The sequence below is a fragment of the Enterobacter sp. PI-10 genome (genome assembly GCF_027947695.1).
GTDB lineage: Bacteria > Pseudomonadota > Gammaproteobacteria > Enterobacterales > Enterobacteriaceae > Enterobacter > Enterobacter vonholyi.
On sequence record NZ_JAJNOG010000001.1, the window covers coordinates 717,788 to 741,174 of the forward strand.

The following is a 23,387-nucleotide window of genomic DNA, read 5'->3' on the forward strand; positions in this document are numbered from 1 at the left end:
TAACCCGGCCCTCTCCCTGTGGGAGAGGGCCGGGGTGAGGGCATCAGGCATTAGCCTTAGCTCGCTGTAACTCCGTACCTCCACGCTTCATCACCCGATCCAGCACTTCCGCTTCCAGCTCCGCCAGTCTTGCCGAGCCCACGCGACGAGGCCGCGGAAGATCTACCGCCAGATCCAGACCTATTTTACCATCTTCTATTAACAGCACCCGGTCGGCCATTGCGACGGCTTCGCTCACGTCATGCGTCACCAGCAGTACCGTAAAGCCGTGTGCCTGCCAGAGAGATCCAATCAAATCCTGCATTTCGATTCGCGTCAGGGCGTCGAGCGCGCCCAGCGGTTCATCAAGCAACAGCAGGCCCGGACGGTGAATTAACGCGCGCGCCAGCGCCACGCGCTGCTTCTGCCCACCCGAAAGGGCTGCAGGCCATTCATCGGCTCTATTTTCCAGCCCAACGGCGGCCAGCGCCTGGCGGGCTTCATCCCGCCAGTTGCCCTTAAGACCGAGCCCGACATTATCGATAACCGATTTCCACGGCAGCAGGCGCGCATCCTGAAACATCATGCGGGTATCGTCCTGGATAATCGAAAGCGGCGTTGTCCCTTCCAGAATGTCGCCGCCGTTGGGGGCTTCCAGTCCGGCCAGAAGCCGTAGCAGGGTACTCTTTCCGCCGCCGCTGCGCCCGACAACAGCCACAAACTGTCCGGCGGGAATATGCAGATCCAGCCCGTTAAGAATGGTGTTATCGCCGTAGCGTTTGGTGACGCCGTTCAGCAGTAGCGGTGTCCCCTGATTCAGTCGTGCAGTATTCATGCTTTCGCCTCCTGAAGGGTATAGGCCGGGTTCCAGCGCAGCCAGCTGCGCTCCAGCCACTGGGCGCTAACGTCAGCGAGTTTGCCGAGCAGGGCATAAAGGATAATGGCAACCACCACCACGTCCGTTTGCAGGAATTCACGGGCGTTCATCGCCAGGTAGCCAATCCCGGAGTTGGCCGAGATGGTTTCCGCCACAATCAGCGTTAGCCACATCAGGCCGAGCGCGAAACGCACCCCGACCATAATGGAGGGCAGGGCGCCCGGCAGGATCACGTGAATAAACAGGGAAAAACCGGACAAGCCGTAGCTGCGCGCCATCTCGACCAGGCCGCGATCGATATTGCGGATGCCGTGCCAGGTGTTGATGTAAATGGGGAACAGCGTGCCCAGCGCCACGAGGAAAATCTTGGCGCTCTCATCAATTCCAAACCACAGGATAACCAGCGGGATCAGCGCCAGATGCGGCACGTTGCGCAGCATCTGGATGGAGGTGTCCAGCAGCCGCTCGCCCCAGCGTGAAAGACCGCTGATCAGGCCCAGGACCAGACCGATGCTGCCGCCGATGGAAAACCCGATCGCCGCGCGCCAGGAGCTGATCGCCAGATGCTGCCACAGCTCGCCGCTCACGCTCAGCGACCAGAACGCTTCTACGACGCCCTCCGGGGAGGGCAGAATGCGGCTCGACAGCCAGCCGGTGGACGACGCGAGCTGCCAGATTGCCACAATACCGACGGGTAAAAACCACGGCGCGGCGCGCAGCAGCCATTTTTGTGAGGTGGCAGACATGGTCACTCCTTAGCTCTGCGCGGCTTTGCGTGGAATAAACTCGTTCGCCACGGCTTCGCCCTGAAGCTGAAGCCGCTGCGGCTGTGGAATTTCCGGAATGGCGACATCCAGATGCGGGAATAACAGCTCGCCCACCTTGTACGCCTCTTCCAGATGCGGATAGCCGGAGAGAATGAAGCTGTCGATACCCAGCTCGGCGTATTCGTTGATGCGCGCGGCCACGGTCGGTCCGTCGCCGACCAGCGCCGTGCCCGCACCGCCGCGCACCAGACCAACGCCAGCCCACAGGTTCGGGCTGATCTCCAGATTCTCGCGCTTGCCGTTGTGCAGGGATGCCATCCGGTGCTGCCCGACGGAGTCGGTTTTGGCAAATGCGGCCTGGGCTCTGGCAATCGTTTCATCATCCAGATGGGAGATCAGGCGGTCCGCCGCCTGCCAGGCTTCTTCACTGGTTTCGCGCACAATCACGTGCAGGCGAATGCCGAAGCGCACCTTACGGCCATGGGCGGCCGCCTTAGCGCGTACCTGGGCAATTTTTTCTTTCACCAGCTCAGGCGGTTCGCCCCAGGTCAAATAGAGATCGACCTGTTCTGCCGCCAGATCCTGGGCTACATCCGACGATCCGCCAAAATAGAGCGGCGGTCGCGGCTGCTGTACCGGCGGGAAGTAGAGTTTCGCGTCACGAACGTGGATATGCTTGCCTTCAAAGGTAACGGTTTCACCTTCCAGCAGGCGTCGCCAGACGCGGGTGAACTCGGCGGAAGCTTCATAGCGTTCGGTATGGTCGAGGAACACGCCGTCGCCTGCCAGCTCCTGCGGATCGCTGCCCGTCACCAGGTTAAACAGGGCGCGGCCGTTGGATAGTCTGTCCAGCGTTGCCGCCTGACGTGCCGCCACGGTAGGGGAGACGACGCTAGGACGTAACGCAACCAGGAACTTCAGACGCTGGGTGACCGGAATCATTGATGCGGCGACCAGCCAGGCATCTTCACATGAACGTCCGGTCGGGATGAGCACCCCAGTGAAACCGATTCGGTCCGCAGCCTGCGCAATCTGCTGCAGGTAGCCGTGGTCAACCGGGCGCGAGCCCTCTTCTGTACCAAGATAGTGTCCATCACCGTGGGTGGGTAAAAACCAGAAAAGATTCAGACTCATGATTTAGCTCCTTCTTTGCCTGCGGGCTGCCAGATGCGTTCGCGAATAGTGACCTGTTTTGGCACCAGGTGGTTTTGATAGAAAAGGTCAGCCGTTTGTTGCTGAAGCGCGGCGACGCGTGCGTCCACCGGGGTAATGGTGGTCGGCGGACGGTGGTTGAGATAGCTCGCGATCACCGGCTCAGGTAAGCCCATGGTTTTCGCCAGCAGGGAAATGCTCTCCTGACGCTGGGTCTGGGTCAGGGCATCGGCCTGGGTAAAGGTATCCAGCACGCCCTGAATAAATGCGCCGTTCTTTTCCGCATAAGGACGCGCGGCCAGATAGAACGAGCCGGTCTGCTTCAGCGTGGTACCGTCTTTCAGCACGCGAACGCCGCCCTGCAGCAATGCGGCGGAGTAGTACGGGTCCCAGATGGCCCAGGCATCAACGTTCTTCTGCTGGAACGCGGCGCGCGCGTCAGCGGGAGTCAGGTAGACGGGCTGAATGTCGGTGAACTTGAGTCCGGCCTCTTGCAGAGCTCGCAGCAAAAGGTTGTGTGAGCTGGAACCTTTCTGGAAAGCAACTTTATGTCCTCTAAGGTCGGCGACGCTTTTAATGTCGCTGTTTTCAGGCACCAGGATCACCTCGGCCTTCGGCTTGGGCGGCTCAACGCCTACATAGACGAGGTCCGCTCCCGCGGCCTGTGCGAAGATCGGCGGAATATCGCCCGTGCTGCCAAGATCGATACTGCCCACGTTAAGGGCCTCCAGCATCTGCGGGCCGGCAGGGAACTCCACCCAGGAGAATTTGGTGTCCGGGAAGCGTTTTTCCAGAAGCTGGTGGCTTTTCGCCAGCACCATGCTGACGCTGCCTTTCTGATACCCGATGCGTAAACTTTCCGGAGCCGTTTCTGCGGCATGGGCCAGCGAGGTAAGGGCCATCAGACCTGCCAGACCGATACGGGTGAACGTTTTAAACATGTGCGACTCCTTGAGGCTGACCAAACGCCGGGGCCTGGATATCCCTGCGGTGAAGGGCATGCCAGAACGTTTCCAGAGCGTTATCGAGGCGGGTTTGCAGGTTGGGCGTAAAGTGTGGTTTGTGTTGATAGTCAATGACCTGCGAGTCATCGGCGAAAACCCCGTGGAGGATCTCCTGCGCTTTCAGCGCGTTCAGTACCGGCTTCAGGGCGTAATCCACGGCCAGTAAATGGGCAACCGTACCGCCCGTTGCCAGCGGCAGCACGACTTTGCCGTCCAGGGCGCGTTCCGGAAGCAGATCGAGCAGGGTTTTCAGCGCGCCGGAAAAAGAGGCTTTATAAATGGGCGTTGCCACTATTAAGCCGTCAGCGCCGTTAAGCTGCTCGATGAGGGTTTTCAGCGCGGGGCTGTCGAAACGGGCGTAGAGCAAATCTTCAGGTTCGAAGTTATGCAGGTTCCAGTGGCACACTTCCACATCCAGAGCATTCAGTTTTTCACGGGCATATTCCAGCAGGGCGCTGGAGCGCGACGGGAATCGTGGACTTCCGGCCAGGGTAATGACGCGCATACTTCCTCCTTATAACTAATTGTTTGCTTTTATCTAACATTCATAACAATTTTAAGGAGTGTGACACCGCACCTTTATTCCACTAAATGATTTATCTGCAATTAAAATGCGAAAAAGTGCATAAGAAATGTACGGGGAGGTAAACGATTGCGTTTTACGCTGATTTTTTGCCGCAGGTCAATTCCCTTTCGCGACGGGATCGCCCATAATCCCCTCCCGGTTTGCACACCGGGAATCCAGGAGAGTTCATGTACTACCCCTTCGTTCGTAAAGCCCTTTTCCAGCTCGACCCTGAGCGCGCTCATGAATTTACATTCCAGCAATTACGTCGTATTACCGGAACGCCGCTGGCCGCTCTGGTACGTCAGAATGTGCCGGTAAAACCTGTGCAGTGCATGGGGCTGACCTTTAAAAATCCGCTGGGTCTGGCGGCCGGTCTGGACAAAAATGGCGAGTGCATTGATGCCCTGGGCGCGATGGGCTTTGGCTCCATTGAAATCGGTACCGTCACCCCGCGCCCGCAGCCGGGAAATGACAAGCCGCGCCTGTTCCGACTGGTGGAAGCCGAAGGGCTGATCAACCGCATGGGCTTTAATAATCTCGGTGTTGATCACCTGGTTGAGAATGTAAAAAAAGCCCATTTTGACGGGATATTAGGCATCAATATCGGCAAAAATAAAGACACGCCGGTAGAGCAGGGTAAAGATGACTATCTGATTTGTATGGAAAAAGTCTACGCCTATGCCGGTTATATTGCGGTGAATATTTCTTCACCCAATACCCCGGGGCTGCGCTCTTTACAATATGGCGAAGCGCTGGACGATCTTCTGAGTGCCATTAAAAATAAACAAAATGAACTTCAGTCGATCCACCATAAATATGTTCCGGTCGCGGTTAAGATCGCCCCGGATCTTTCTCCCGAAGAATTGATCCAGGTTGCCGACAGTTTGGTTCGCCATAATATTGATGGTGTGATTGCAACCAATACCACCCTCGATCGTTCCCTCGTGCAGGGAATGAAAAACTGTGACGAAGCGGGTGGGTTAAGTGGCCGTCCGGTACAATTAAAAAGCACCGAAATTATTCGCGCCCTGTCTGCGGAATTAAAAGGTCGTCTGCCGATTATTGGCGTCGGCGGCATTGACTCCGTGATTGCTGCGCGCGAGAAAATGGCGGCGGGTGCGTCGCTGGTGCAGATCTATTCCGGCTTTATTTTTAAAGGACCGCCGCTGATTAAAGAAATCGTTACTCATATCTAATCTTTTCTCTTAATCAGACAACCAGGGCTTTATTTCCAGCCCTGGTTGTTTTATATTCCGTCACTGTTGCTTATTTAGTCATTATAGTCTTTTATTAATGGTGTTATAAACGAGGCGGCAAACAGGACATTTTTAGTACAGGACGTTTGGGGACGGGAGAGACACATGCGAATTAAACCTGACGATAACTGGCGCTGGTATTTTTGCGACGAGCATGACCGAATGATGCTCGACTTAGCCAATGGCATGTTGTTTCGTTCTCGTTTTGCCCGCCGAATGTTAACCCCGGATGCGTTTTCCCCGTCGGGCTTTTGCGTTGACGATGCTGCGCTTTATTTCTCCTTTGAGGAAAAATGCCGCGATCTGGTGCTCTCTAAAGAGCAGCGCGCCGAGCTGGTATTAAATGCGCTGGTGGCTATCCGTTTCCTGAAACCGCAAATGCCAAAGAGCTGGCATTTCCTGCCCCACGGCATGAACTGGACCCCGGCAACGGGCGATGCGGCGAGCGTAAATCTGAGCGACACTGCAGAAGAGGTGAGCCTGCTGGTGGTTGAGCCTGGCGAAAATGCTGCACTCTGTCTGCTGGCGCAGCCCGGCGTAACGATTGCCGGGCGGACGATGCAGCTTGGGGATGCTATTAAGGTCATGAACGACAGGCTGAAGCCCCAGCTTCGCGTGGATGCCTTCAGCCTCGAGCAGGCGGTTTAAGCTTCCAGCTGTACGGACGTTTTCGGTATGCAGCTACAGCAGAGAATTGTGCCGTCACTTCCAATTGCTGATTTTTTCAACGCACTCACTTCGCCATCCACCAGCCTGATGCGGCAGCATCCGCAAATGCCTGCGCGACAGGAATACGGTACGCGAATACCAGCCTGCTCCAGTTGCTCCAGTAATACCTGCTGGTTGTTGCCACGGATGACGTTGCCCTGCCAGTGAATATCTATCGCAGAGGCGACATTCGTCACAACGTCTACCATTTCTTCTTCCTGCCCTGAGCCGTACACCCTTGCAGGCCCTCGGGCAAGAATCTCTACCTCATCACCGACGCGGATAGCGCCGCTGGAGCGCGGGATGAGGTTCTGGCCGAAATCCACATCGCCGTTGTCCTGCGCGGTGCGGAATGACTGCAATGTCTTCAACGGTTCGCCGGAAGGGTGCTTCTGGCCTTTCTCCGGGCTTACCGTCGTGAAAATGCAGCGGCTGCACGGCTTCACCACGTCAAAAATGACGCTGCCAATGCGGATCACTTTCCAGGTGTCTTCATCCCAGGCGTCTGCGCCCGTTACTACCAGGTTCGGACGGAACTGTTCCATCTGAACGCTGGCTTTGCAGCGGCCTTGCAAATCACGCAGTGAAGCTTCGTTAGTCAGCAGGAACGGGAAGCCATCGGCGAAGGAGAGGGGAACGGCGTCGTGGCGCTTCACGCGACGCGTCAGTTCAGGCCCAACCCAGCGCAGCTGCACGTCGCGGGAGAAGAAGCCGCTCAGCCAGCGGTTGATCTCATCCGGGGCGATGCGCGCGGTAAAATGATTGCCCCACACTTCCGTCGGCGCATCGACGGGCGCAAAATCAGCAAAGCGAATCACCGCGCTGGAACCGTCCGGCGCGGTAAGGTGCAAACCGTCATGAAGCGGGGAAGGGGTAAAGCGAACCATCTGAGGGAACTGGCGTGCGGTAATGAACGTTCCGTCAGGCTCGGTGACCATAAAAATACGATCGAAGGCAAATCCGCTCATATCGGCCAGCGCGTGAGAGACGCCGATGCCGCGCATGGATTTCACCGGATGAATAAAAAGCCTGGATAACGTCGCCACTGCACACTCCCTCGAATGAAAATAAGCCTTCAACTTTATGACATACACGCCATATTAGCTATAATGCGCGACAATTTTCTAAGAGTAAAAGTGACGATATGAATTCTCTGTTTGCCAGTACGGCCCGTGGGCTGGAAGAGCTGTTAAAAACTGAACTGGAAAGCCTGGGCGCGCAAGAGTGCCAGGTGGTTCAGGGTGGTGTCCATTTTGAGGGCGACACACGGCTTATTTACCAGAGCCTGATGTGGAGCCGCCTGGCGTCGCGCATCATGCTACCGATGAAGGAGTGCAAGGTCTATAGCGACCTTGATCTCTATACCGGCGTACAGATGATCGACTGGACAGAGATCTTCACCCCGAATGCTACCTTTGCGGTGCATTTCAACGGCGTGAACGACGAGATCCGCAACAGCCAGTACGGTGCCCTGCGCGTAAAAGACGCCATTGTGGACTGCTTCACCCGTAAAAATAAGGAACGTCCGAACGTCGATCGTGAAAACCCCGATCTGCGTATTAACGTCTGGCTGAACGGCGACACGGCGAGTATCTCCCTCGATCTGAGCGGCGCGGGCCTGCACCTGCGCGGCTACCGCGATCGTACCGGCATGGCACCCATCAAAGAGACCCTGGCGGCCGCCATTGTGATGCGCTCCGGCTGGCAGCCGGGCACGCCGCTGCTCGACCCGATGTGCGGTTCCGGTACGTTGCTGATTGAAGCGGCCATGCTGGCCACCGACCGCGCGCCGGGACTGCACCGCGGCCAGTGGGGCTTCAAAGGCTGGGCGCAGCACGATGAAGCGCTCTGGAAAGAGGTCAAAGACGACGCGCAGACCCGCGCACGTAAGGGGCTGGCGGAATATACCTCTCATTTCTACGGCTCCGATAGCGACCCTCGCGTCATTGAGCGCGCGCGCAGCAACGCCCGCCGTGCCGGTATCGGCGAGCTGGTCACCTTCGAAGTGAAAGACGTGGCGAACCTGACCAACCCGCTGCCAAAAGGCCCGTACGGTACCGTGATCAGCAACCCGCCATACGGCGAACGTCTCGACAGCGAACCGGCGCTGATTGCCCTGCACAGCCTGCTGGGCCGCAACATGAAGGACCACTTTGGCGGCTGGAACCTGTCTCTGTTCAGCGCCTCGCCGGAACTGCTGAGCTGCCTGCAGCTGCGTGCCGATCGCCAGTTTAAGGCGAAAAACGGCCCGCTGGACTGCGTGCAGAAAAACTACCATCTGGCGGAGAAGGCGGCCGACAGCAAGCCGTCCGGCGTGGCGGAAGATTACGCTAACCGTCTGCGCAAGAACCTGAAGAAATTTGAGAAGTGGGCGAAGCAGGAGGGCATTGAATGCTACCGCCTGTATGATGCCGACCTGCCGGAGTACAACGTGGCGGTTGACCGCTACGCGGACTGGGTGGTGATTCAGGAATATGCGCCGCCGAAAACCATTGATGCGCAAAAAGCGCGTCAGCGCATGCTGGACGTCATCGCCGCCACCATCGCCGTGCTGGGTATTGCGCCAAACAAGCTGGTGCTGAAAACGCGTGAACGTCAGAAAGGCAAAAACCAGTACCAGAAGATGGGCGAGAAGGGCGACTTTATCGAAGTGGGCGAATACAACGCGCGCCTGTGGGTCAACCTGACCGACTATCTGGATACCGGTCTGTTCCTCGACCACCGTATCGCCCGCCGCATGCTGGGCCAGATGAGTAAAGGCAAGGACTTCCTGAATCTCTTCTCCTACACCGGCAGCGCCAGCGTGCATGCCGGTCTGGGCGGCGCGCGTAGCACCACCACGGTAGATATGTCACGTACCTATCTGGAGTGGGCGGAGCGCAACCTGCGCCTTAACGGCTTAACCGGACGTCAGCATCGCCTGATGCAGGCCGACGTGCTGAGCTGGCTGCGCGATACCGACGAGCAGTTCGACCTGATCTTTATCGATCCGCCGACCTTTTCCAACTCCAAGCGTATGGAAGATAGCTTTGACGTTCAACGCGATCACCTGCGCCTGATGACCGACCTGAAGCGCCTGCTGCGCAAAGGCGGCACCATTATGTTCTCGAACAACAAACGCGGCTTCCGTATGGATCATGACGGCTTAGCAGCCCTGGGACTGAAAGCACAAGAAATCAGCCAAAAAACGCTGTCTCAGGACTTTGCCCGTAACCGTCAAATCCATAACTGCTGGTTGATTACCGCGGTCTGAAAGGAAAAATAAATGTCTTTAATTAGTATGCACGGCGCGTGGCTCTCTTTCAGCGACTCACCGCTTCTCGATAATGCAGAGCTGCACATCGAAGATAACGAGCGCGTCTGTCTGGTGGGCCGTAACGGCGCGGGTAAATCCACGCTGATGAAAATCCTTAACCGTGAACAGGGCCTGGATGACGGACGCATTGTTTACGAACAGGATCTGATCGTCTCCCGCCTCCAGCAGGACCCGCCGCGTCACGTGACCGGCAGCGTTTACGATTTCGTTGCGGAAGGGATCTCTGAGCAGGCCGAATATCTGAAGCGCTATCACGAGATTTCGCATCTGGTGATGACCGATCCGAGCGACAAAAACCTCAACGAACTTGCAAAAGTGCAGGAGATGCTCGATCACCACGGTCTGTGGCAGCTTGAAAACCGTATTAATGAAGTGCTGGCCCAGCTCGGTCTGGAACCCGATATGGAGCTGTCGGCGCTCTCCGGCGGCTGGCTGCGTAAGGCGGCCCTGGGCCGCGCGCTGGTTAGCGGGCCGAAGGTGCTGCTGCTGGACGAACCGACTAACCACCTGGATATCGAAGCGATCGACTGGCTGGAAGGCTTCCTGAAAACCTTCAGCGGCACCATTATTTTCATCTCACACGACCGTTCGTTTATCCGCAATATGGCGACGCGTATTGTCGATCTCGACCGCGGCAAGCTGGTCACCTATCCCGGGGATTACGACACCTATCTGCTGGAGAAAGAAGAAAACCTGCGCGTGGAAGAGCTGCAGAATGCCGAGTTCGACCGCAAGCTGGCGCAGGAAGAGGTCTGGATCCGCCAGGGCATCAAAGCCCGCCGTACCCGTAACGAAGGCCGCGTGCGCGCCCTGAAGGCGATGCGTCGCGAGCGCAGCGAACGCCGTGAAGTGATGGGCAGCGCCAAAATGCAGGTGGAAGAGGCGTCCCGCTCCGGCAAGATTGTCTTCGAAATGGAAAACGTCAACTACCAGGTTGACGGTAAAGTGCTGGTGAAAGACTTCTCCGCACAGGTCCAGCGCGGCGACAAAATCGCCCTGATTGGCCCGAACGGCTGCGGTAAAACCACGCTGCTGAAGCTGATGCTGGGCCAGCTGCAGGCCGACAGCGGCCGCATTCACTGCGGGACCAAGCTGGAGGTCGCCTACTTCGACCAGCACCGCGCGGAGCTGGATCCGGACCGTACGGTGATGGATAACCTCGCTGAAGGTAAGCAGGAGGTGATGGTAAACGGCAAGCCGCGCCACGTGCTGGGCTACCTGCAGGACTTCCTGTTCCATCCGAAACGCGCCATGACGCCGGTGCGCGCGCTGTCAGGCGGTGAGCGCAACCGTCTTCTGCTGGCACGCCTGTTCCTGAAGCCAAGTAACTTGTTGATTCTCGATGAACCAACGAACGACCTTGATGTCGAAACGCTGGAACTACTCGAAGAGCTGATCGACGGCTATCAGGGTACCGTGATGCTGGTTAGCCACGATCGTCAGTTCGTTGACAACACCGTGACCGAGTGCTGGATCTTCGAAGGTGAAGGGCGAATTGGTCAATACGTAGGCGGTTATCACGACGCAAAAGGGCAGCAGGCACAGTCGCTGGCGACGAAGCAGTCAAAGTCCAAAATTGGTCCTGAAGCTACTGTAACAAAAGCAGAAACTGTCAAGAAAACCTCGGCTAAACTAAGCTATAACCTGCAGCGCGAACTGGAGGGACTGCCGCAGCGTCTTGAAGAGCTGGAGGCCGCGCTTGAGGATCTGCAAAAACAGGTTGCTGATGCGTCATTCTTTACCCAATCGCATGACTATACTCAGAAAGTACTGTCAGAACTGTCCGCGGCTGAAAAAGCCCTGGAAGAAGCATTTGAGCGCTGGGAGTACCTTGAGTCTCTGAAAAACGGCGCATAAACAGGGATAACATATGTGTGACCAGCACCATGCCGACAGGCATATTTTATGCTCGCAATGCGATATGCTCGTGGCGTTGCCAGAGCTTGGTCACGGACATAAAGCCCTGTGTCCACGTTGCGGTGCGACGTTGACAACCGAGTGGGACGCGCCGCGGCAGCGTCCCACTGCTTACGCTCTTGCAGCACTTTTTATGCTGCTGCTCTCCAATCTCTTTCCCTTCATCTATATGAAGGTGGGTGGGATAACCAGCCAGGTGGATTTGCTTGAGATCCCGGGCGTGATGTTCTCAGAAGATTACGCCAGCCTCGGCACCTTTTTTCTCCTGTTTGTCCAGATAGTCCCGGCTTTTTGCCTGGTCGTAATCCTTTTACTGGTCAACCGCGTCAGGATGCCCGCATCACTGAAAATCCGGCTTGCGCGTATCCTTTTTCAGCTCAAAAGCTGGGGCATGGCCGAGATCTTTCTGGCGGGCATTCTGGTCAGTTTCGTGAAGCTGATGGCGTACGGCGACGTGGGGATCGGCAGCAGCTTTATTCCCTGGTGTCTATACTGCGTCCTCCAGCTGCGTGCATTCCAGTGCGTTGACAGGCGCTGGGCGTGGGATGATATCGCCCCGGCACCGACGCTTGCGCAGACGGTAAAGGTCGGCGTACCCGGAATTCGTCAGGGGCTGCGTTCCTGCCCATGCTGTACCGCCGTGCTCCCCGCCGATCTCAACGTTTGTCCGCGCTGCGAAACGAAAGGGCACGTGCGGCGTAAAAATAGTCTTCAGTGGACGATGGCGCTGCTGGTCACGTCCATCATGCTGTATCTGCCTGCCAATATTCTGCCAATCATGATCACCGATTTGCTCGGTGACAAAATGCCCTCAACGATCCTGGCCGGGGTGATACTGCTTTGGGGCGAGGGTTCCTATCCGGTCGCTGGCGTTATCTTTATCGCCAGTATTATGGTGCCAACCTTAAAAATGATCGCCATCGCCTGGCTCTGTTGGGATGCGAAAGGCCATGGAAAACGCGACAGCGAACGTATGCACCTGATTTATGAAGTGGTCGAGTTTGTTGGACGCTGGTCAATGATAGACGTGTTTGTCATCGCCGTTCTCTCTGCGCTGGTGCGGATGGGCGGTTTGATGAGTATTTATCCCGCGATGGGGGCTTTAATGTTTGCACTGGTCGTGATCATGACCATGTTTGCGGCCATGACCTTCGACCCTCGTTTATCGTGGGATCGTGAGCCTGAATCAAGCCATGAGGAAGAGTAAGAGCATGGAAAATAAGAGTGGAGAGGCGAAAGTGCAGAAGGTCAAAAACTGGTCACCGGTGTGGATTTTTCCCATCGTGACCGCGCTGATCGGTGCATGGATCCTGTTTTATCATTACAGCCATCAGGGACCGGAAGTCACGCTGATAACCACCAATGCCGAGGGGATTGAGGGCGGCAAAACGACCATCAAAAGCCGTAGCGTGGATGTGGGCGTGGTCGAAAGCGCAACCCTGACCGACGATTTAACTCATGTGGAGATTAAGGCGCGCCTTAATGCCGGCATGGAGAAATTGTTGCATGGCGATTCCGTTTTCTGGGTCGTTAAACCGCAGGTGGGGCGTGAAGGGATCAGCGGCTTAGGAACGCTGCTTTCGGGCGCCTACATAGAGCTGCAGCCCGGCGCTAAGGGTAACCAGCCTGCCAAATACCAGCTTCTGGATTCACCGCCGCTTGCGCCGCCTGATGCCAAGGGCATCCGCGTGATCCTCGACAGCAAAAAAGCAGGTCAGCTCACGGCCGGCGACCCGGTCCTGTTCCGCGGCTACCGCGTCGGGTCGGTTGAGAAAAGCACGTTCGATCCGCAGAAACGCGCAATTAGCTATCAGCTCTTCATTAATGCGCCAAACGATCGTCTGGTCACCAGCAACGTCCGTTTCTGGAAAGACAGCGGGATCGCGGTGGATCTGACCTCGGCAGGCATGCGCGTTGAAATGGGTTCGCTGACCACGCTGTTTGGCGGCGGCGTGAGTTTTGACGTGCCGGAAGGCCTGGATTTGGGGCAGCCGGTTGCAGAGAACACCGCTTTCCGCCTCTTTGACGATCAAAAAAGCATTCAGGATGCGCTCTATACCGATCACGTTGACTTCCTTATGTTCTTCAAAGACTCCGTTCGCGGCCTGCAGCCGGGGGCGCCCGTTGAGTTCCGCGGTATTCGCCTCGGTACGGTTGGGCAAGTACCGTTCTTCGTCCCGGGTCTGAGCCAGATGCTGGACGATGACTATCGCATTCCGGTGCTGATCCGCATTGAACCAGAGCGTCTGCTTAACCAGATTGGTGAAAATCAGGATATCGCTACCCATATCACCCAACTGATGGAACGCGGTCTTCGCGGGTCGCTGAAAACCGGCAACCTGGTAACCGGCGCGCTGTATGTGGATATGGACTTCTACCCGAAAGCACCGCCGATTACCGGTATCCGTGAATTCGGCGGCTACAAGATCATCCCAACGGTGAGCAGCGGTCTGGCGCAGATCCAGCAGCGTCTGATGGAGACGCTGGATAAGATCAACAATCTGCCACTGAATCCGATGATTGAAGCGGCGACAAACTCGCTGAGCGAAAGCCAGGCAACGATGCGCCGTCTGCAAACCACGCTGGATAACGTCAACAAGATCACGGCGAGCCAGAGCATGCAGCAGCTGCCGCAGGACATGCAGAAAACGCTGCGTGAGCTGAACCGCAGTATGCAGGGCTTCCAGCCGGGATCTGCGGCCTATAACAAGATGGTGGCAGATATGCAGCGTCTTGATCAGGTCCTGCGTGAACTGCAGCCGGTGCTGAAAACGCTCAACGAGAAGAGCAATGCGCTGGTGTTCGAAGCGAAAGATAAAAAGGATCCTGAGCCGAAGAGGGCAAAAGAATGAAAAAATGGCTATTGATGGTTGGCGCTCTGCTGTTAACGGCGTGCAGTTCAGGGGGAGATAATAAAAGTTATTATCAGCTGCCTGTGGCAACCCACAGCGGTGGGCAAAGCACGGCGAGTCAGGGAAACCGCCAGCTGTGGGTTGAGCAGGTCGCCGTGCCGGATTATCTGGCAGGAAACGGCGTGGTCTATCAGACCAGCGACGTTAAATACGTGATTGCGACCAACAACCTGTGGGCCAGCCCGCTGGATCAGCAGCTGCGCAACACGCTGGTGGCTAACCTGGGCAGCCAGCTTCCGGGCTGGGTAGTCGCGTCGCAGCCGCTGGGTAACGATCAGGATACGCTGAACGTCACCGTAACGGGCTTCCACGGCCGCTATGACGGTGCGGTGGTGATCAGCGGGGAGTGGTTGCTAAACCATCAGGGGCAGCTGATTAAGCGTCCTTTCCATCTGGAGCTGAAGCAGCAGAAGGATGGCTATGACGAAATGGTGAAAGTCCTGGCTCAGGGTTGGGCGCAGGAGTCGGCCAGTATCGCGAGGGAGATTTCCCGGCTGCCATAAGTAAAATTCATCATTAAAACCGCAGTTGGCCTGTCGCTGATTGCGGTTTTTTTTTCGTTTTCAACTCAGGTTGTTACTTGTGCCACGTCACAATTTTTGTACAAATGAACTTCCATGTAGCTCACAGATATGACACCCGTATGAATTTTGAACATTGACGATGCGACTAATTCGGGGTATTCGTTATCTGTGCCTGTGCAGATAGTGCAGACACTGTTTTCTTTCCACCAGACAAAAGAATGAGGGAAACGAGGCATGAAGAGACAGAAACGAGATCGCCTGGAACGGGCTCATCAACGTGGTTATCAGGCCGGCATCGCTGGACGTTCTAAAGAAATGTGTCCTTATCAGACGATAAATCAAAGGTCACAATGGCTTGGAGGCTGGCGAGAAGCCATCGGCGACAGGGCACTCATAGCCTGATAACGTCTCTTTCAAAAAAGAAACCTCCGCATTGCGGAGGTTTCGCCTTTCCGGGGTTCGAAAAGCACGATCAGAACGCAGAAGTGTCCTGGAACAGGCCAACCTTCAGGTCGCTTGCGCTATAGATCAGACGACCGTCGACCAGTACTTCACCATCTGCCAGGCCCATAATCAGGCGGCGGTTTACGATGCGCTTGAAGTGAATACGATAGGTCACTTTCTTCGCTGTAGGCAGAACCTGGCCTGTGAATTTCACTTCGCCCACGCCCAGCGCGCGGCCTTTACCTTCGCCACCCAGCCAGCCCAGATAGAAGCCAACCAGCTGCCACATGGCATCCAAGCCCAAACAGCCAGGCATTACCGGATCGCCAATAAAGTGGCAACCGAAGAACCACAGGTCCGGGTTGATATCGAGTTCTGCTTCTACGTAACCCTTATCGAAGTTGCCGCCGGTTTCGGTCATTTTCACGACACGGTCCATCATCAGCATGTTCGGGGCCGGCAACTGTGGGCCTTTTGCGCCAAACAGTTCGCCGCGACCAGAGGCAAGAAGATCTTCTTTTGTATAGGATTCGCGTTTATCTACCATGTTCTCAGTAAGCCTTATTTTAGTGAAGGACGCAGGATAGCTAACACGTGTACGCTGAACAAGTCCGATCAGTTCGAACTAAACCAGCCCAGCCAGCGTAACGGCCATGGATAACGGTGACGAGCATCCTGCTGTGTTGCCTGAGCAATGCGCTCCTGGATAGTCTGCATCAGGGTGGTTTGCCCTTCGCCATCCCATACCAGGTTTGTCAGTAAGGGTAGTGCATCCTCAATCCCTTCGATGGCCCAGATGGCGAACTGCTCTTGTTCAACCGCATCCAGAATCTCCTGGCTGAGGCTTAAATGGCGTGCGTTAGGAGCAGGAATAATTACACCCTGCTTGCCGTTTAAACCGCGCTGCTGGCAGATAGAGAAGAAGCCTTCAATTTTTTCGTTGAGGCCGCCGACAGGCTGGGCACGACCGAATTGGTCCACCGAGCCGGTGATCGCGATGTTCTGATTGATGGGCACTTCCGCCAGGGCGCTGATTAAGGCGCACAGTTCAGCCATAGAGGCGCTATCGCCATCCACTTCGCTGTAGGACTGCTCAAACGTCAGCGAGGCCGAGAAGGGGATCTGTTGCTCAAGCTGCAGCTCAGACATCAAAAACGCCTGCATGATCATCATGCCTTTGGCGTGAATGTTGCCGCCCAGCTCGGCTTTGCGTTCGATGTCGGTAAATTCGCCATCGCCAATATGCACAACGCAGCTGATACGGGACGGTTCCCCGAATGCGCGCGGATGGCCAGGAAATTCAATCACCGACAGGGCGTTGATCTGCCCGACGCGTTCGCCTTCGGTTTCCACCAGAATTTGTTCCAGCAGAATTTCATCCTGCATACGGTCAGCAAGATAGCCTTCTCGCCACTCTCGCTGAGCCAGCATCTGGGTGAGCTGCTCTCCGGTGAACGCACCGTTACCGCTAATCACACCCACTTCACGCAGCTGTTTGCCGATCCAGAGCGGGCAGAGTGGCAGCGTTTCCTGGTCACCGGTATAGCGCACCGCTTCGCGTATCAGGCCTGGCCACGCGTCAGCCGCAGGCGTTGGCAGCGCAAAACGTTCTGCAACGGTCATCACCCACTGGCACCACTGCGCCATATCGTCGGCATCGGCAATCTGGATATTATCTTCGTATTCGCTATATACCGCCTGCTCAGCCAGTTCAGGCTCCATTTCCTGGAAGTCCGCCAGCGACTCACGGTCGCCCGTCAGCACGACGGTTAACGACAGCGGCATAGACGGAATCGAGACAGGCAGGGGACGAGACTCATCGTAGCCGACCCAGTCGAAACGCTGCTGATGCACGATGGTTTTCAGACGCATCCACAGCAGCGGCTGCGAGAGCAGGGTACGCAGTGAGATGATGAGAACACCGCCATTTGCGCGATGTACCAGCCCCGGCTGCAGCGAAAGTTTGCCGTTAAACTGGCGCAGACAACCAAAGAGTTGTTCCGCCTCGACCCAGTTAGCGGTAACCACTTCGCCCTTAGCGGCAAAAGCGCCATCGGCCTGCGCCGCAGGTTCGAAAGTGACATCATGTCCCGCAATACGATACTGCCCGCCAAAAACGGCGTTCGCTTCCGGCTTCAGCTGGCGCACAGCATCACCGAGCAGCGTCAGGTATTCCGCTTCTTCCGGGGCTTTGAGCAGCATGAAGGGCGCAGTTGCCCAAGGGCTTAACACCTGCTCCAGCGCGTAATGCAAACGGGGCTGCGTATCGCTAAGGATGAATTCGTGTTCTTTTGCGAGTTCGGGCTGTGCAAACAGTTCCTGGTAACTTTCGGTATCCGGAACAAGGTCACGCCATGCAAGTTTCGTAATGGTCAAAGTTGATGTTTTTTAGTCAGATGTAAAAGCGTGGAGTATACCGTAAGCGGGGGGCTGTACCCAAGCAGGATTGGGGATTTCGACAGGGCGAATGGCTGCATTCACTCACAGGATATGATTTCTTTTCAGCAGATTGCTAAAAAACTGATATTCTGAACAGAGTTACGTGGTAACACTGAGATCGCAATGAAATATCAACAACTGGAAAATCTCGAAAGCGGCTGGAAATGGAAATACCTGGTCAAAAAGCACCGTGAAGGGGAGCTGATCACCTGCTACATCGAAGCCAGCGCTGCGCAAGAAGCCGTGGATATTTTGCTGACCCTCGAAAATGAACCGGTACAGGTTAACGGGTGGATTGAGAAACACATCAATCCTGCGTTGTTAAACCGGATGAAGCAAACTATCCGCGCGCGACGCAAACGGCATTTTAATGCTGAGCATCAGCACACTCGCAAAAAATCAATCGACCTTGAGTTCGTTGTCTGGCAGCGCCTGGCCGGGCTGGCACAACGACGGGGAAAAACGCTGTCGGAAACCATCGTGCAGCTGATTGAGGATGCAGAACATAAAGAGAAGTACGCCAACCAGATGTCGACGCTGAAGAACGACCTTCAGGCTCTGTTGGGTAAAAAGTAGATTTTTTACTTTTCTTCAGACAATAAAAAACCCCGCATGGCGGGGTTTTTTTATAAGACGATAACTTATGCCGCTGGCTGAGTTACAACGTCTTTGATGCCTTTAACTTCGATCTCTACGCGACGATCTGGAGCCAGGCAGTCGATCAGTGCAGCGCGAGCTTTCACGTTGTCACAGGTGTTGCCAGTAACTGGGTTAGATTCGCCCATACCACGTGGGGAGATCTTGTTAGCTGGGATACCTTTAGAGATCAGGTAATCAACAACAGACTGAGCACGTTTCTCAGACAGTTTCTGGTTGTAAGCGTCAGAACCGATACGGTCGGTGAAGCCCAGAACCACTACAGAACCGTCTTTAGGATCCAGGTTGCTCAGCTGGGTGTACAGCTGATCCAGTGCCTGCTGACCTTCTGGTTTCAGAGTCGCTTTGTTGAAGTTGAACAGAACGTCAGACTTCAGAGTGAAGTGCTTGGTCTGTACTTCTGGAGCTGGAGCCGGCGCTGGAGCAACAACTGGTGCTGCTTCTTCCTGCTGGCCGAAACGGTAGGAAACACCTACGCTCAGCATGCCGTTGTCTGGACGAACACCAACGGTGTTGCCGTCGCCGATGTTGTTAACCCACTGGTATTCCAGACGGGTAGCGATGTCACGGGTCATAGCCCACTCAACGCCACCAGCGAATACTGGGGAAACACCGGTGTCATGGTTGTCGCCAGAAATGTTGTTGCTGGAGTCAGCACGCCATACCATGCCGCCCAGACGGGTGTACACGTCCAGATCGTCAGTGATTGGGTAGCCCAGTTTAGCGGTCAGTTGAACGCCCTGTGCTTTGAAAGCGCCGTTGATGGTGTCGCCTTTGTATGGCATACGACCTAACCAGTCGTAACCCATTTCAAAACCAACATACGGGTTAACCTGATAGCCACCGAACGCACCTGCACCAAGCTGGCTCTCGTGAGTTGGGCCATCATTGTTCAGGCTGCTGTTGTACCAGCCAGTGTCGTGGAACTGAGACCAGCCCAGTTTACCACCTGCATACCAGGTATTATCTTTCGGAGCGGCCTGCGCTACGGTAGCGAAGCCAGCCAGTGCCACTGCAATCGCGATAGCTGTCTTTTTCATTTTTTGCGCCTCGTTATCATCCAAAATTCGCCATGAAAGTCTCAAGAGAGAATCACGGTTAAATCCTTCACCGGGGGGCGTGGTCAAATATAAATCTACCGATATCTTCGGCTTAGGCCGAGCACCCCTGGCGATGTAAAGTCTACAACGTAGCTGAAAACTTACAAGTGTGAAGTCCGTCAGGCATATGAAAAAAAAAGTTCCGTATACCGATTATTTAACATTTTTCGAACGAATTTTGTGCAATAAAATTAAGGAGAACCGCACCAGACAAGCCTTGCCGCAATTTTTAGGTCGGGAACTTAAATCCCATCTTGCGGTCAAAAAAAATTCCAGGAAAAATCTTAATTTCACTCAATGATACAAATTTGAGTGAATTTTTAGCCCAGAAAGTTGTCCTCTGCGGTAAGAATCCGATCGAACCGGACGCATAATGAACCCGATCGCATTCCCTTCTTCAGCGGCTTCAGACAGACGGAAATGTTCTTCTTCAGTCAATTCTTCCGGTAACCATCCAATCACCACGCTGTAATTCCCTGTGCGTAACGCGCGGATCATCGACTCAACGGTATCGCAAGGCGAGAGTTGATTAATTTGCATGACTTTCGTCAGCGGCAGGCCGGCGGACTGAACCCACTCACGGCTCAGCTTTTGCTGAGGCGTGAGCCAAAGCTGCCAGCGCGATTGCTGACCGAGCTGTTGTAATAACGGCAGTAACAGAAGTTGCGTTAACAAGGGCTGGTCTTCACGATAAACCACTTCACTGATAAGCCCCGTGGAAACACGCTCGATGGAATTCTGCGAGACATTGCCTGCAGCAGAAGAGAGAGAGGTAGCGCGATTTGCATAGCCTGAAGTGTGCATATTCATTCCAGCCCTGTAGTTACTGTATGGATATACAGTAACCCCTGTATACCCAAAGATCAACCTCATTTTCGGAAAGCGACTCGCAAAATTCATTCAATCTTGATGCTCCTCGAAAAATCATCTTGCTCAACGACGTTAAGTTGCCTATTTTCCTGCTAACGGATCCGCTAGTAAGAAATTTAGTTGTTACTTTATGATTTTGAAGGGAAATATCATGAAAAAGATATCTTATGAACGGATTTATAAATCTCAGGAATACCTCTCCCCGTTGGGCGAGATTCATCACCGCGCGTTGTTTGGCGGCTATACCATTGCGGTGGATGATGCTGTTTTTGCCATGGTCTCAGATGGCGAGCTTTACCTTCGCGCCTGTGAGGAGAGTGCCAAATACTGTGTAAAAAATGCCTCCTCTTTTTTGACGTTGATGAAGCGAGGCCGCCCGGTGCTGCTCAACTATTATCGTGTTGATGACGGATTATGGCAGGACAGGGAGCGGTTACTTCAGCTCTCCTCGTTTGCGCTCAGTGCGGCAAGAAAAGAGCGTTATCAGCGCCATCAACGAAACCGACTAAAGGATCTGCCTAACCTGACCTTTCAGCTTGAAGTCTTGCTCTTTGAAGCTGGCATCACCAATGAGGAAATGTTGCGGGAGCTTGGTGCCAGGGCGTGCTGGCTAAAGATGCGGGCAAAAAATAAAGCGCTGAGTATTAAAGTACTCTTCGCGCTGGAAGGGGCTATCGAGGGGCTGCATGAAGCGGCACTCCCGGCAGACATTCGCCGGGAGCTCACGGAGTGGTTTAATGCGTTGACTGAGCCACAGGAGAATCACTCCTCCAGGTAGCAATGTGCTGTTGCAGCCGGCAAATTTCAGGCAGCAGAGCGATAAGCAGGCCTATCTGCTGAAGCACCAGAGGTGCTTTACTGTCATTTCCCGGGTCTAGATGCGCAATGCGTTGAGCCAGTTCATCCAGCGCCTGTTGAACGCGCGGCTCATCGGCTGGTCGATGATGAAGCGCGTCATCGACATAACAGACGGCGTCATCGAGCAGGTTGAGAATACCCGGGTTGGTGAGTTTCTCACGGTGAGCGCCCAGCGTCGAAATATAGCTGGTGAACGTATGGTTCAGGCAGAGCAGGCGGAACGCGGTCTCACGAATATCCGCCGTGGCGCGAGGCTCCGTCGACATGTTAGAGACTACGGAGGCCAGTTCCGCATCACTGTTGTGCGCGTCGCGGCGGGCTATCCGGTAAGCCAGGCGGTTATCGCGGCCCTGATGATATTGCTCCAGGATCGCGTCAAGGTATCGACAGTTGGCGTTCATCGCCCTGTCTACCACGCGCGGCAAATTTCGGAAACGCCAGTCCGGCCAGATAAAGCTGACCGCGGCCCAGGCAATCGCACAGCCAATCAGGGTATCGATCACTCGCGGCAGGGCGACTTCAAACCCTTCACCCAGCAGGTTAAAGCAGAGCAGCACCAGCAGCGTGATGAACATGGTGGCATGGGCGTACTGCACGTTGCGAAACGCGAAGAACAACACGCCGGTGATAACGATCAGGATCAATTGACCTTCAACGGAGGGCACGAAATAGAGCACAGGAAGGCCAATCGCGACGCCAACCAGCGTGCCGATAATACGCAGCGCAAGACGATGTCGGGTGGCATTATAGTTCGGCTGGCAGACAAACAGGCTGGTCAGCAGGATCCAGTAGCCGTGATGCAGCCCGGTAATCTGGATAAAGGCATACCCCACGCACAGCACCAGCGACATTCGCACGGCGTGCCGAAAGAGAGCCGACTCCGGCGTAAAGTTGCGGCTCAGCCGTAGCCACATATCGCTAACGCTGTGTACGCTGTCATCAGCAAGCTGGTTTTCCACCTCACTGCCTGGCAGCGACATCGCTTGTTCGGACTCAATGGTTGCCAGCTGGGCATCAATCGCACGCAAGTTGTTAAGCAGAAAACCCAGCGCTTTGATGTGTTCCGGTGACGTTCCGCTGGCCTGAACGCGGTCGAGTGCCGCATCAAGATGGCTGAATACGCGTTCAAAGCGGGGGTCATGCTGATAGGGCGTGCGCAGCAGAATGGAGTGCGAGAGCTGTTGGCACGCCTGAGATTGCATGGACAGCAGACGCTGGAAGCGGAACATGACGTCGCTGTAGCGGAACTTCTCGCGCAGGGCGGCATACTGAACGTGCGAGGAGCTGGCGCGTTCATGAATGTCCTGGGCTGCAAAATAGTAGTGAAGCGTCCGTCGTGTTCCGCGCTGACCGCGATCGCCGCGCAGACGGGTAAGCAGGGAAGCTTTTGTCTGATTAAGGGTGGCGACCAGCTGGCCATTTGCCAGGGCCAGATCGTAGAGCGGTGCCTGGCTTTCTTCCTCGATGTCCGGGTCGAACAGCCGGGATTTCAGTTCCAGATAGCGGGCTAGCTGCTCAAAGCTGCGGGCAAGGTTATCCTGCAGCGGGCGAACCGGGAAAATCAGATGACCGGTTAGCGTCAGCAGGTTATACCAGATGGCGCCCAGCAACAGCAGAACCGGCTGCTGGTACCACTGGTCGTACAGGGAAACGCCCAGCATGGTGTAGATAGCGATCAGCAATGCACCAAACGCGATGGTGGCATAGCGCTGCCCAAGCCCGCCCAGCAAAATAAACCCGCTGGTTGAGAGCGTAAGGCCCAGGGCAAACAGCCAGGGCCACGGGAAAAGCAGTTCAACGGAAGCTGACGCAATAAAAAAGCAGACGAGCGTAATGACCAGGTTACGTAAACGCCCGGCCAGACGGTCGTCCAGATCCGCCAGCGCCCCGGCGACCACCCCCAGCGTGAGCGGAATGGTGAGCTTGACATCATTCAGCCACCAGGGCAGGGCAACCGTGCCGCAAAGCGCGATAAATATCCTGACGTTATAAAGCCAGGTGCTGTTCAAGGTATAACGGCGAAGCAGTGGGCTTAGCAT

At 55.4% G+C, this 23,387-nt stretch carries 21 protein-coding genes; 10 read left to right on the plus strand and 11 right to left on the minus strand.

The genetic code is table 11. The features are described from left to right. Window positions 1-43: 43 nt before the first annotated feature. The 5 genes from ssuB to ssuE are packed head-to-tail and all read right to left on the minus strand — an operon-like array spanning window position 44 to window position 4,284. Window positions 44-814, minus strand: coding sequence for an aliphatic sulfonates ABC transporter ATP-binding protein (gene ssuB / locus LRM19_RS03425; protein WP_271367499.1), 771 nt, complete (start codon window positions 812-814; stop codon window positions 44-46). Then, window positions 811-1,602, minus strand: coding sequence for an aliphatic sulfonate ABC transporter permease SsuC (gene ssuC / locus LRM19_RS03430; RefSeq protein ID WP_271367501.1), 792 nt, complete (start codon window positions 1,600-1,602; stop codon window positions 811-813). Before ssuC ends, ssuB begins: the two co-directional genes overlap by 4 nt. 9 nt (window positions 1,603-1,611) lie before the next feature. Next, window positions 1,612-2,757: an FMNH2-dependent alkanesulfonate monooxygenase gene (gene ssuD / locus LRM19_RS03435; RefSeq protein WP_111964550.1), complete on the minus strand. Its 1,146-nt coding sequence runs from the start codon at window positions 2,755-2,757 to the stop codon at window positions 1,612-1,614. After that, window positions 2,754-3,716, minus strand: a complete 963-nt coding sequence (locus tag LRM19_RS03440) for a sulfonate ABC transporter substrate-binding protein (RefSeq protein WP_271367502.1) — start codon at window positions 3,714-3,716, stop codon at window positions 2,754-2,756. Before LRM19_RS03440 ends, ssuD begins: the two co-directional genes overlap by 4 nt. Then, on the minus strand, window positions 3,709-4,284 hold the full coding sequence (ssuE, locus tag LRM19_RS03445; protein WP_008499940.1) for an NADPH-dependent FMN reductase: 576 nt from the start codon (window positions 4,282-4,284) through the stop codon (window positions 3,709-3,711). The genes LRM19_RS03440 and ssuE overlap by 8 nt, the downstream gene beginning before the upstream one ends. A 248-nt stretch (window positions 4,285-4,532) precedes the next feature. Here ssuE and pyrD point away from each other — a divergent pair, with 248 nt between their 5' ends. Continuing rightward, window positions 4,533-5,543 (plus strand): quinone-dependent dihydroorotate dehydrogenase, encoded by a 1,011-nt coding sequence (pyrD, locus tag LRM19_RS03450; RefSeq protein WP_111964548.1) that lies wholly within the window; start codon window positions 4,533-4,535, stop codon window positions 5,541-5,543. Between the two features lie 165 nt (window positions 5,544-5,708). Next, window positions 5,709-6,251, plus strand: a complete 543-nt coding sequence (gene zapC, locus LRM19_RS03455) for a cell division protein ZapC (protein ID WP_032651189.1) — start codon at window positions 5,709-5,711, stop codon at window positions 6,249-6,251. On the opposite strand, the gene LRM19_RS03460 is transcribed toward zapC, so the two are convergent. Next, on the minus strand, window positions 6,248-7,357 hold the full coding sequence (locus tag LRM19_RS03460) for a YcbX family protein (RefSeq protein ID WP_271367514.1): 1,110 nt from the start codon (window positions 7,355-7,357) through the stop codon (window positions 6,248-6,250). The two genes, zapC and LRM19_RS03460, sit on opposite strands and share 4 nt — an antisense overlap. Window positions 7,358-7,455: 98 nt before the next feature. Here LRM19_RS03460 and rlmKL point away from each other — a divergent pair, with 98 nt between their 5' ends. From rlmKL to rmf, 6 genes are all read left to right on the plus strand, one after another. Continuing rightward, on the plus strand, window positions 7,456-9,564 hold the full coding sequence (gene rlmKL / locus LRM19_RS03465) for a bifunctional 23S rRNA (guanine(2069)-N(7))-methyltransferase RlmK/23S rRNA (guanine(2445)-N(2))-methyltransferase RlmL (RefSeq protein WP_115874649.1): 2,109 nt from the start codon (window positions 7,456-7,458) through the stop codon (window positions 9,562-9,564). 12 nt (window positions 9,565-9,576) lie between these two features. Then, window positions 9,577-11,484: an ABC transporter ATP-binding protein gene (locus tag LRM19_RS03470; protein ID WP_127730291.1), complete on the plus strand. Its 1,908-nt coding sequence runs from the start codon at window positions 9,577-9,579 to the stop codon at window positions 11,482-11,484. Between the two features lie 13 nt (window positions 11,485-11,497). Continuing rightward, window positions 11,498-12,751 (plus strand): membrane integrity-associated transporter subunit PqiA, encoded by a 1,254-nt coding sequence (gene pqiA / locus LRM19_RS03475; RefSeq protein ID WP_249575947.1) that lies wholly within the window; start codon window positions 11,498-11,500, stop codon window positions 12,749-12,751. A 4-nt stretch (window positions 12,752-12,755) separates the two neighbouring features. Continuing rightward, on the plus strand, window positions 12,756-14,396 hold the full coding sequence (gene pqiB / locus LRM19_RS03480; protein ID WP_271367518.1) for an intermembrane transport protein PqiB: 1,641 nt from the start codon (window positions 12,756-12,758) through the stop codon (window positions 14,394-14,396). After that, window positions 14,393-14,959, plus strand: coding sequence for a membrane integrity-associated transporter subunit PqiC (pqiC, locus tag LRM19_RS03485; protein ID WP_008499932.1), 567 nt, complete (start codon window positions 14,393-14,395; stop codon window positions 14,957-14,959). The genes pqiB and pqiC overlap by 4 nt, the downstream gene beginning before the upstream one ends. Window positions 14,960-15,214: 255 nt before the next feature. Further along, window positions 15,215-15,382, plus strand: a complete 168-nt coding sequence (gene rmf, locus LRM19_RS03490; protein ID WP_013097261.1) for a ribosome modulation factor — start codon at window positions 15,215-15,217, stop codon at window positions 15,380-15,382. A 70-nt stretch (window positions 15,383-15,452) separates the two neighbouring features. Here rmf and fabA read toward each other — a convergent pair whose 3' ends face one another. Then, a complete protein-coding gene (fabA, locus tag LRM19_RS03495) occupies window positions 15,453-15,971 on the minus strand; it encodes a 3-hydroxyacyl-[acyl-carrier-protein] dehydratase FabA (RefSeq protein ID WP_008499931.1) in 519 nt (172 codons plus the stop codon). Between the two features lie 68 nt (window positions 15,972-16,039). Beyond that, on the minus strand, window positions 16,040-17,800 hold the full coding sequence (locus LRM19_RS03500) for a Lon protease family protein (protein WP_271367524.1): 1,761 nt from the start codon (window positions 17,798-17,800) through the stop codon (window positions 16,040-16,042). 186 nt (window positions 17,801-17,986) lie between these two features. Here LRM19_RS03500 and matP point away from each other — a divergent pair, with 186 nt between their 5' ends. After that, window positions 17,987-18,439 (plus strand): macrodomain Ter protein MatP, encoded by a 453-nt coding sequence (gene matP / locus LRM19_RS03505; protein ID WP_008499929.1) that lies wholly within the window; start codon window positions 17,987-17,989, stop codon window positions 18,437-18,439. Between the two features lie 65 nt (window positions 18,440-18,504). On the opposite strand, the gene ompA is transcribed toward matP, so the two are convergent. Both ompA and sulA read right to left on the minus strand, forming a co-directional pair. Beyond that, a complete protein-coding gene (gene ompA, locus LRM19_RS03510; protein ID WP_023311028.1) occupies window positions 18,505-19,560 on the minus strand; it encodes a porin OmpA in 1,056 nt (351 codons plus the stop codon). A 354-nt stretch (window positions 19,561-19,914) separates the two neighbouring features. After that, on the minus strand, window positions 19,915-20,424 hold the full coding sequence (gene sulA / locus LRM19_RS03515) for an SOS-induced cell division inhibitor SulA (RefSeq protein WP_127732753.1): 510 nt from the start codon (window positions 20,422-20,424) through the stop codon (window positions 19,915-19,917). A 217-nt stretch (window positions 20,425-20,641) separates the two neighbouring features. Between sulA and LRM19_RS03520 the strand changes: the two genes are divergently transcribed. Continuing rightward, window positions 20,642-21,268, plus strand: a complete 627-nt coding sequence (locus LRM19_RS03520; protein WP_271367527.1) for a TfoX/Sxy family DNA transformation protein — start codon at window positions 20,642-20,644, stop codon at window positions 21,266-21,268. Here the strand turns inward: LRM19_RS03520 and yccS are convergent. Further along, window positions 21,225-23,387 carry a YccS family putative transporter gene (gene yccS, locus LRM19_RS03525; protein ID WP_271367529.1) on the minus strand — a complete coding sequence of 721 codons (2,163 nt, stop codon included), beginning with the start codon at window positions 23,385-23,387 and terminating at the stop codon, window positions 21,225-21,227. The two genes, LRM19_RS03520 and yccS, sit on opposite strands and share 44 nt — an antisense overlap.

What these genes read in the sequence shown, in the direction of transcription:
- pqiA (WP_249575947.1), top strand. Translation starts at nt 11,498, where the DNA reads ATGTGTGACCAGCACCATGCCGACAGGCATATTTTATGCTCGCAATGC.
- ssuC (WP_271367501.1), bottom strand. Translation starts at nt 1,602, where the DNA reads ATGTCTGCCACCTCACAAAAATGGCTGCTGCGCGCCGCGCCGTGGTTT.
- LRM19_RS03440 (WP_271367502.1), bottom strand. Translation starts at nt 3,716, where the DNA reads ATGTTTAAAACGTTCACCCGTATCGGTCTGGCAGGTCTGATGGCCCTT.
- pqiC (WP_008499932.1), top strand. Translation starts at nt 14,393, where the DNA reads ATGAAAAAATGGCTATTGATGGTTGGCGCTCTGCTGTTAACGGCGTGC.
- ssuD (WP_111964550.1), bottom strand. Translation starts at nt 2,757, where the DNA reads ATGAGTCTGAATCTTTTCTGGTTTTTACCCACCCACGGTGATGGACAC.
- pyrD (WP_111964548.1), top strand. Translation starts at nt 4,533, where the DNA reads ATGTACTACCCCTTCGTTCGTAAAGCCCTTTTCCAGCTCGACCCTGAG.
- matP (WP_008499929.1), top strand. Translation starts at nt 17,987, where the DNA reads ATGAAATATCAACAACTGGAAAATCTCGAAAGCGGCTGGAAATGGAAA.
- rlmKL (WP_115874649.1), top strand. Translation starts at nt 7,456, where the DNA reads ATGAATTCTCTGTTTGCCAGTACGGCCCGTGGGCTGGAAGAGCTGTTA.
- LRM19_RS03470 (WP_127730291.1), top strand. Translation starts at nt 9,577, where the DNA reads ATGTCTTTAATTAGTATGCACGGCGCGTGGCTCTCTTTCAGCGACTCA.
- zapC (WP_032651189.1), top strand. Translation starts at nt 5,709, where the DNA reads ATGCGAATTAAACCTGACGATAACTGGCGCTGGTATTTTTGCGACGAG.
- ssuE (WP_008499940.1), bottom strand. Translation starts at nt 4,284, where the DNA reads ATGCGCGTCATTACCCTGGCCGGAAGTCCACGATTCCCGTCGCGCTCC.
- rmf (WP_013097261.1), top strand. Translation starts at nt 15,215, where the DNA reads ATGAAGAGACAGAAACGAGATCGCCTGGAACGGGCTCATCAACGTGGT.
- LRM19_RS03520 (WP_271367527.1), top strand. Translation starts at nt 20,642, where the DNA reads ATGAAAAAGATATCTTATGAACGGATTTATAAATCTCAGGAATACCTC.
- pqiB (WP_271367518.1), top strand. Translation starts at nt 12,756, where the DNA reads ATGGAAAATAAGAGTGGAGAGGCGAAAGTGCAGAAGGTCAAAAACTGG.
- sulA (WP_127732753.1), bottom strand. Translation starts at nt 20,424, where the DNA reads ATGCACACTTCAGGCTATGCAAATCGCGCTACCTCTCTCTCTTCTGCT.
- ompA (WP_023311028.1), bottom strand. Translation starts at nt 19,560, where the DNA reads ATGAAAAAGACAGCTATCGCGATTGCAGTGGCACTGGCTGGCTTCGCT.
- ssuB (WP_271367499.1), bottom strand. Translation starts at nt 814, where the DNA reads ATGAATACTGCACGACTGAATCAGGGGACACCGCTACTGCTGAACGGC.
- yccS (WP_271367529.1), bottom strand. Translation starts at nt 23,387, where the DNA reads ATGCTAAGCCCACTGCTTCGCCGTTATACCTTGAACAGCACCTGGCTT.
- fabA (WP_008499931.1), bottom strand. Translation starts at nt 15,971, where the DNA reads ATGGTAGATAAACGCGAATCCTATACAAAAGAAGATCTTCTTGCCTCT.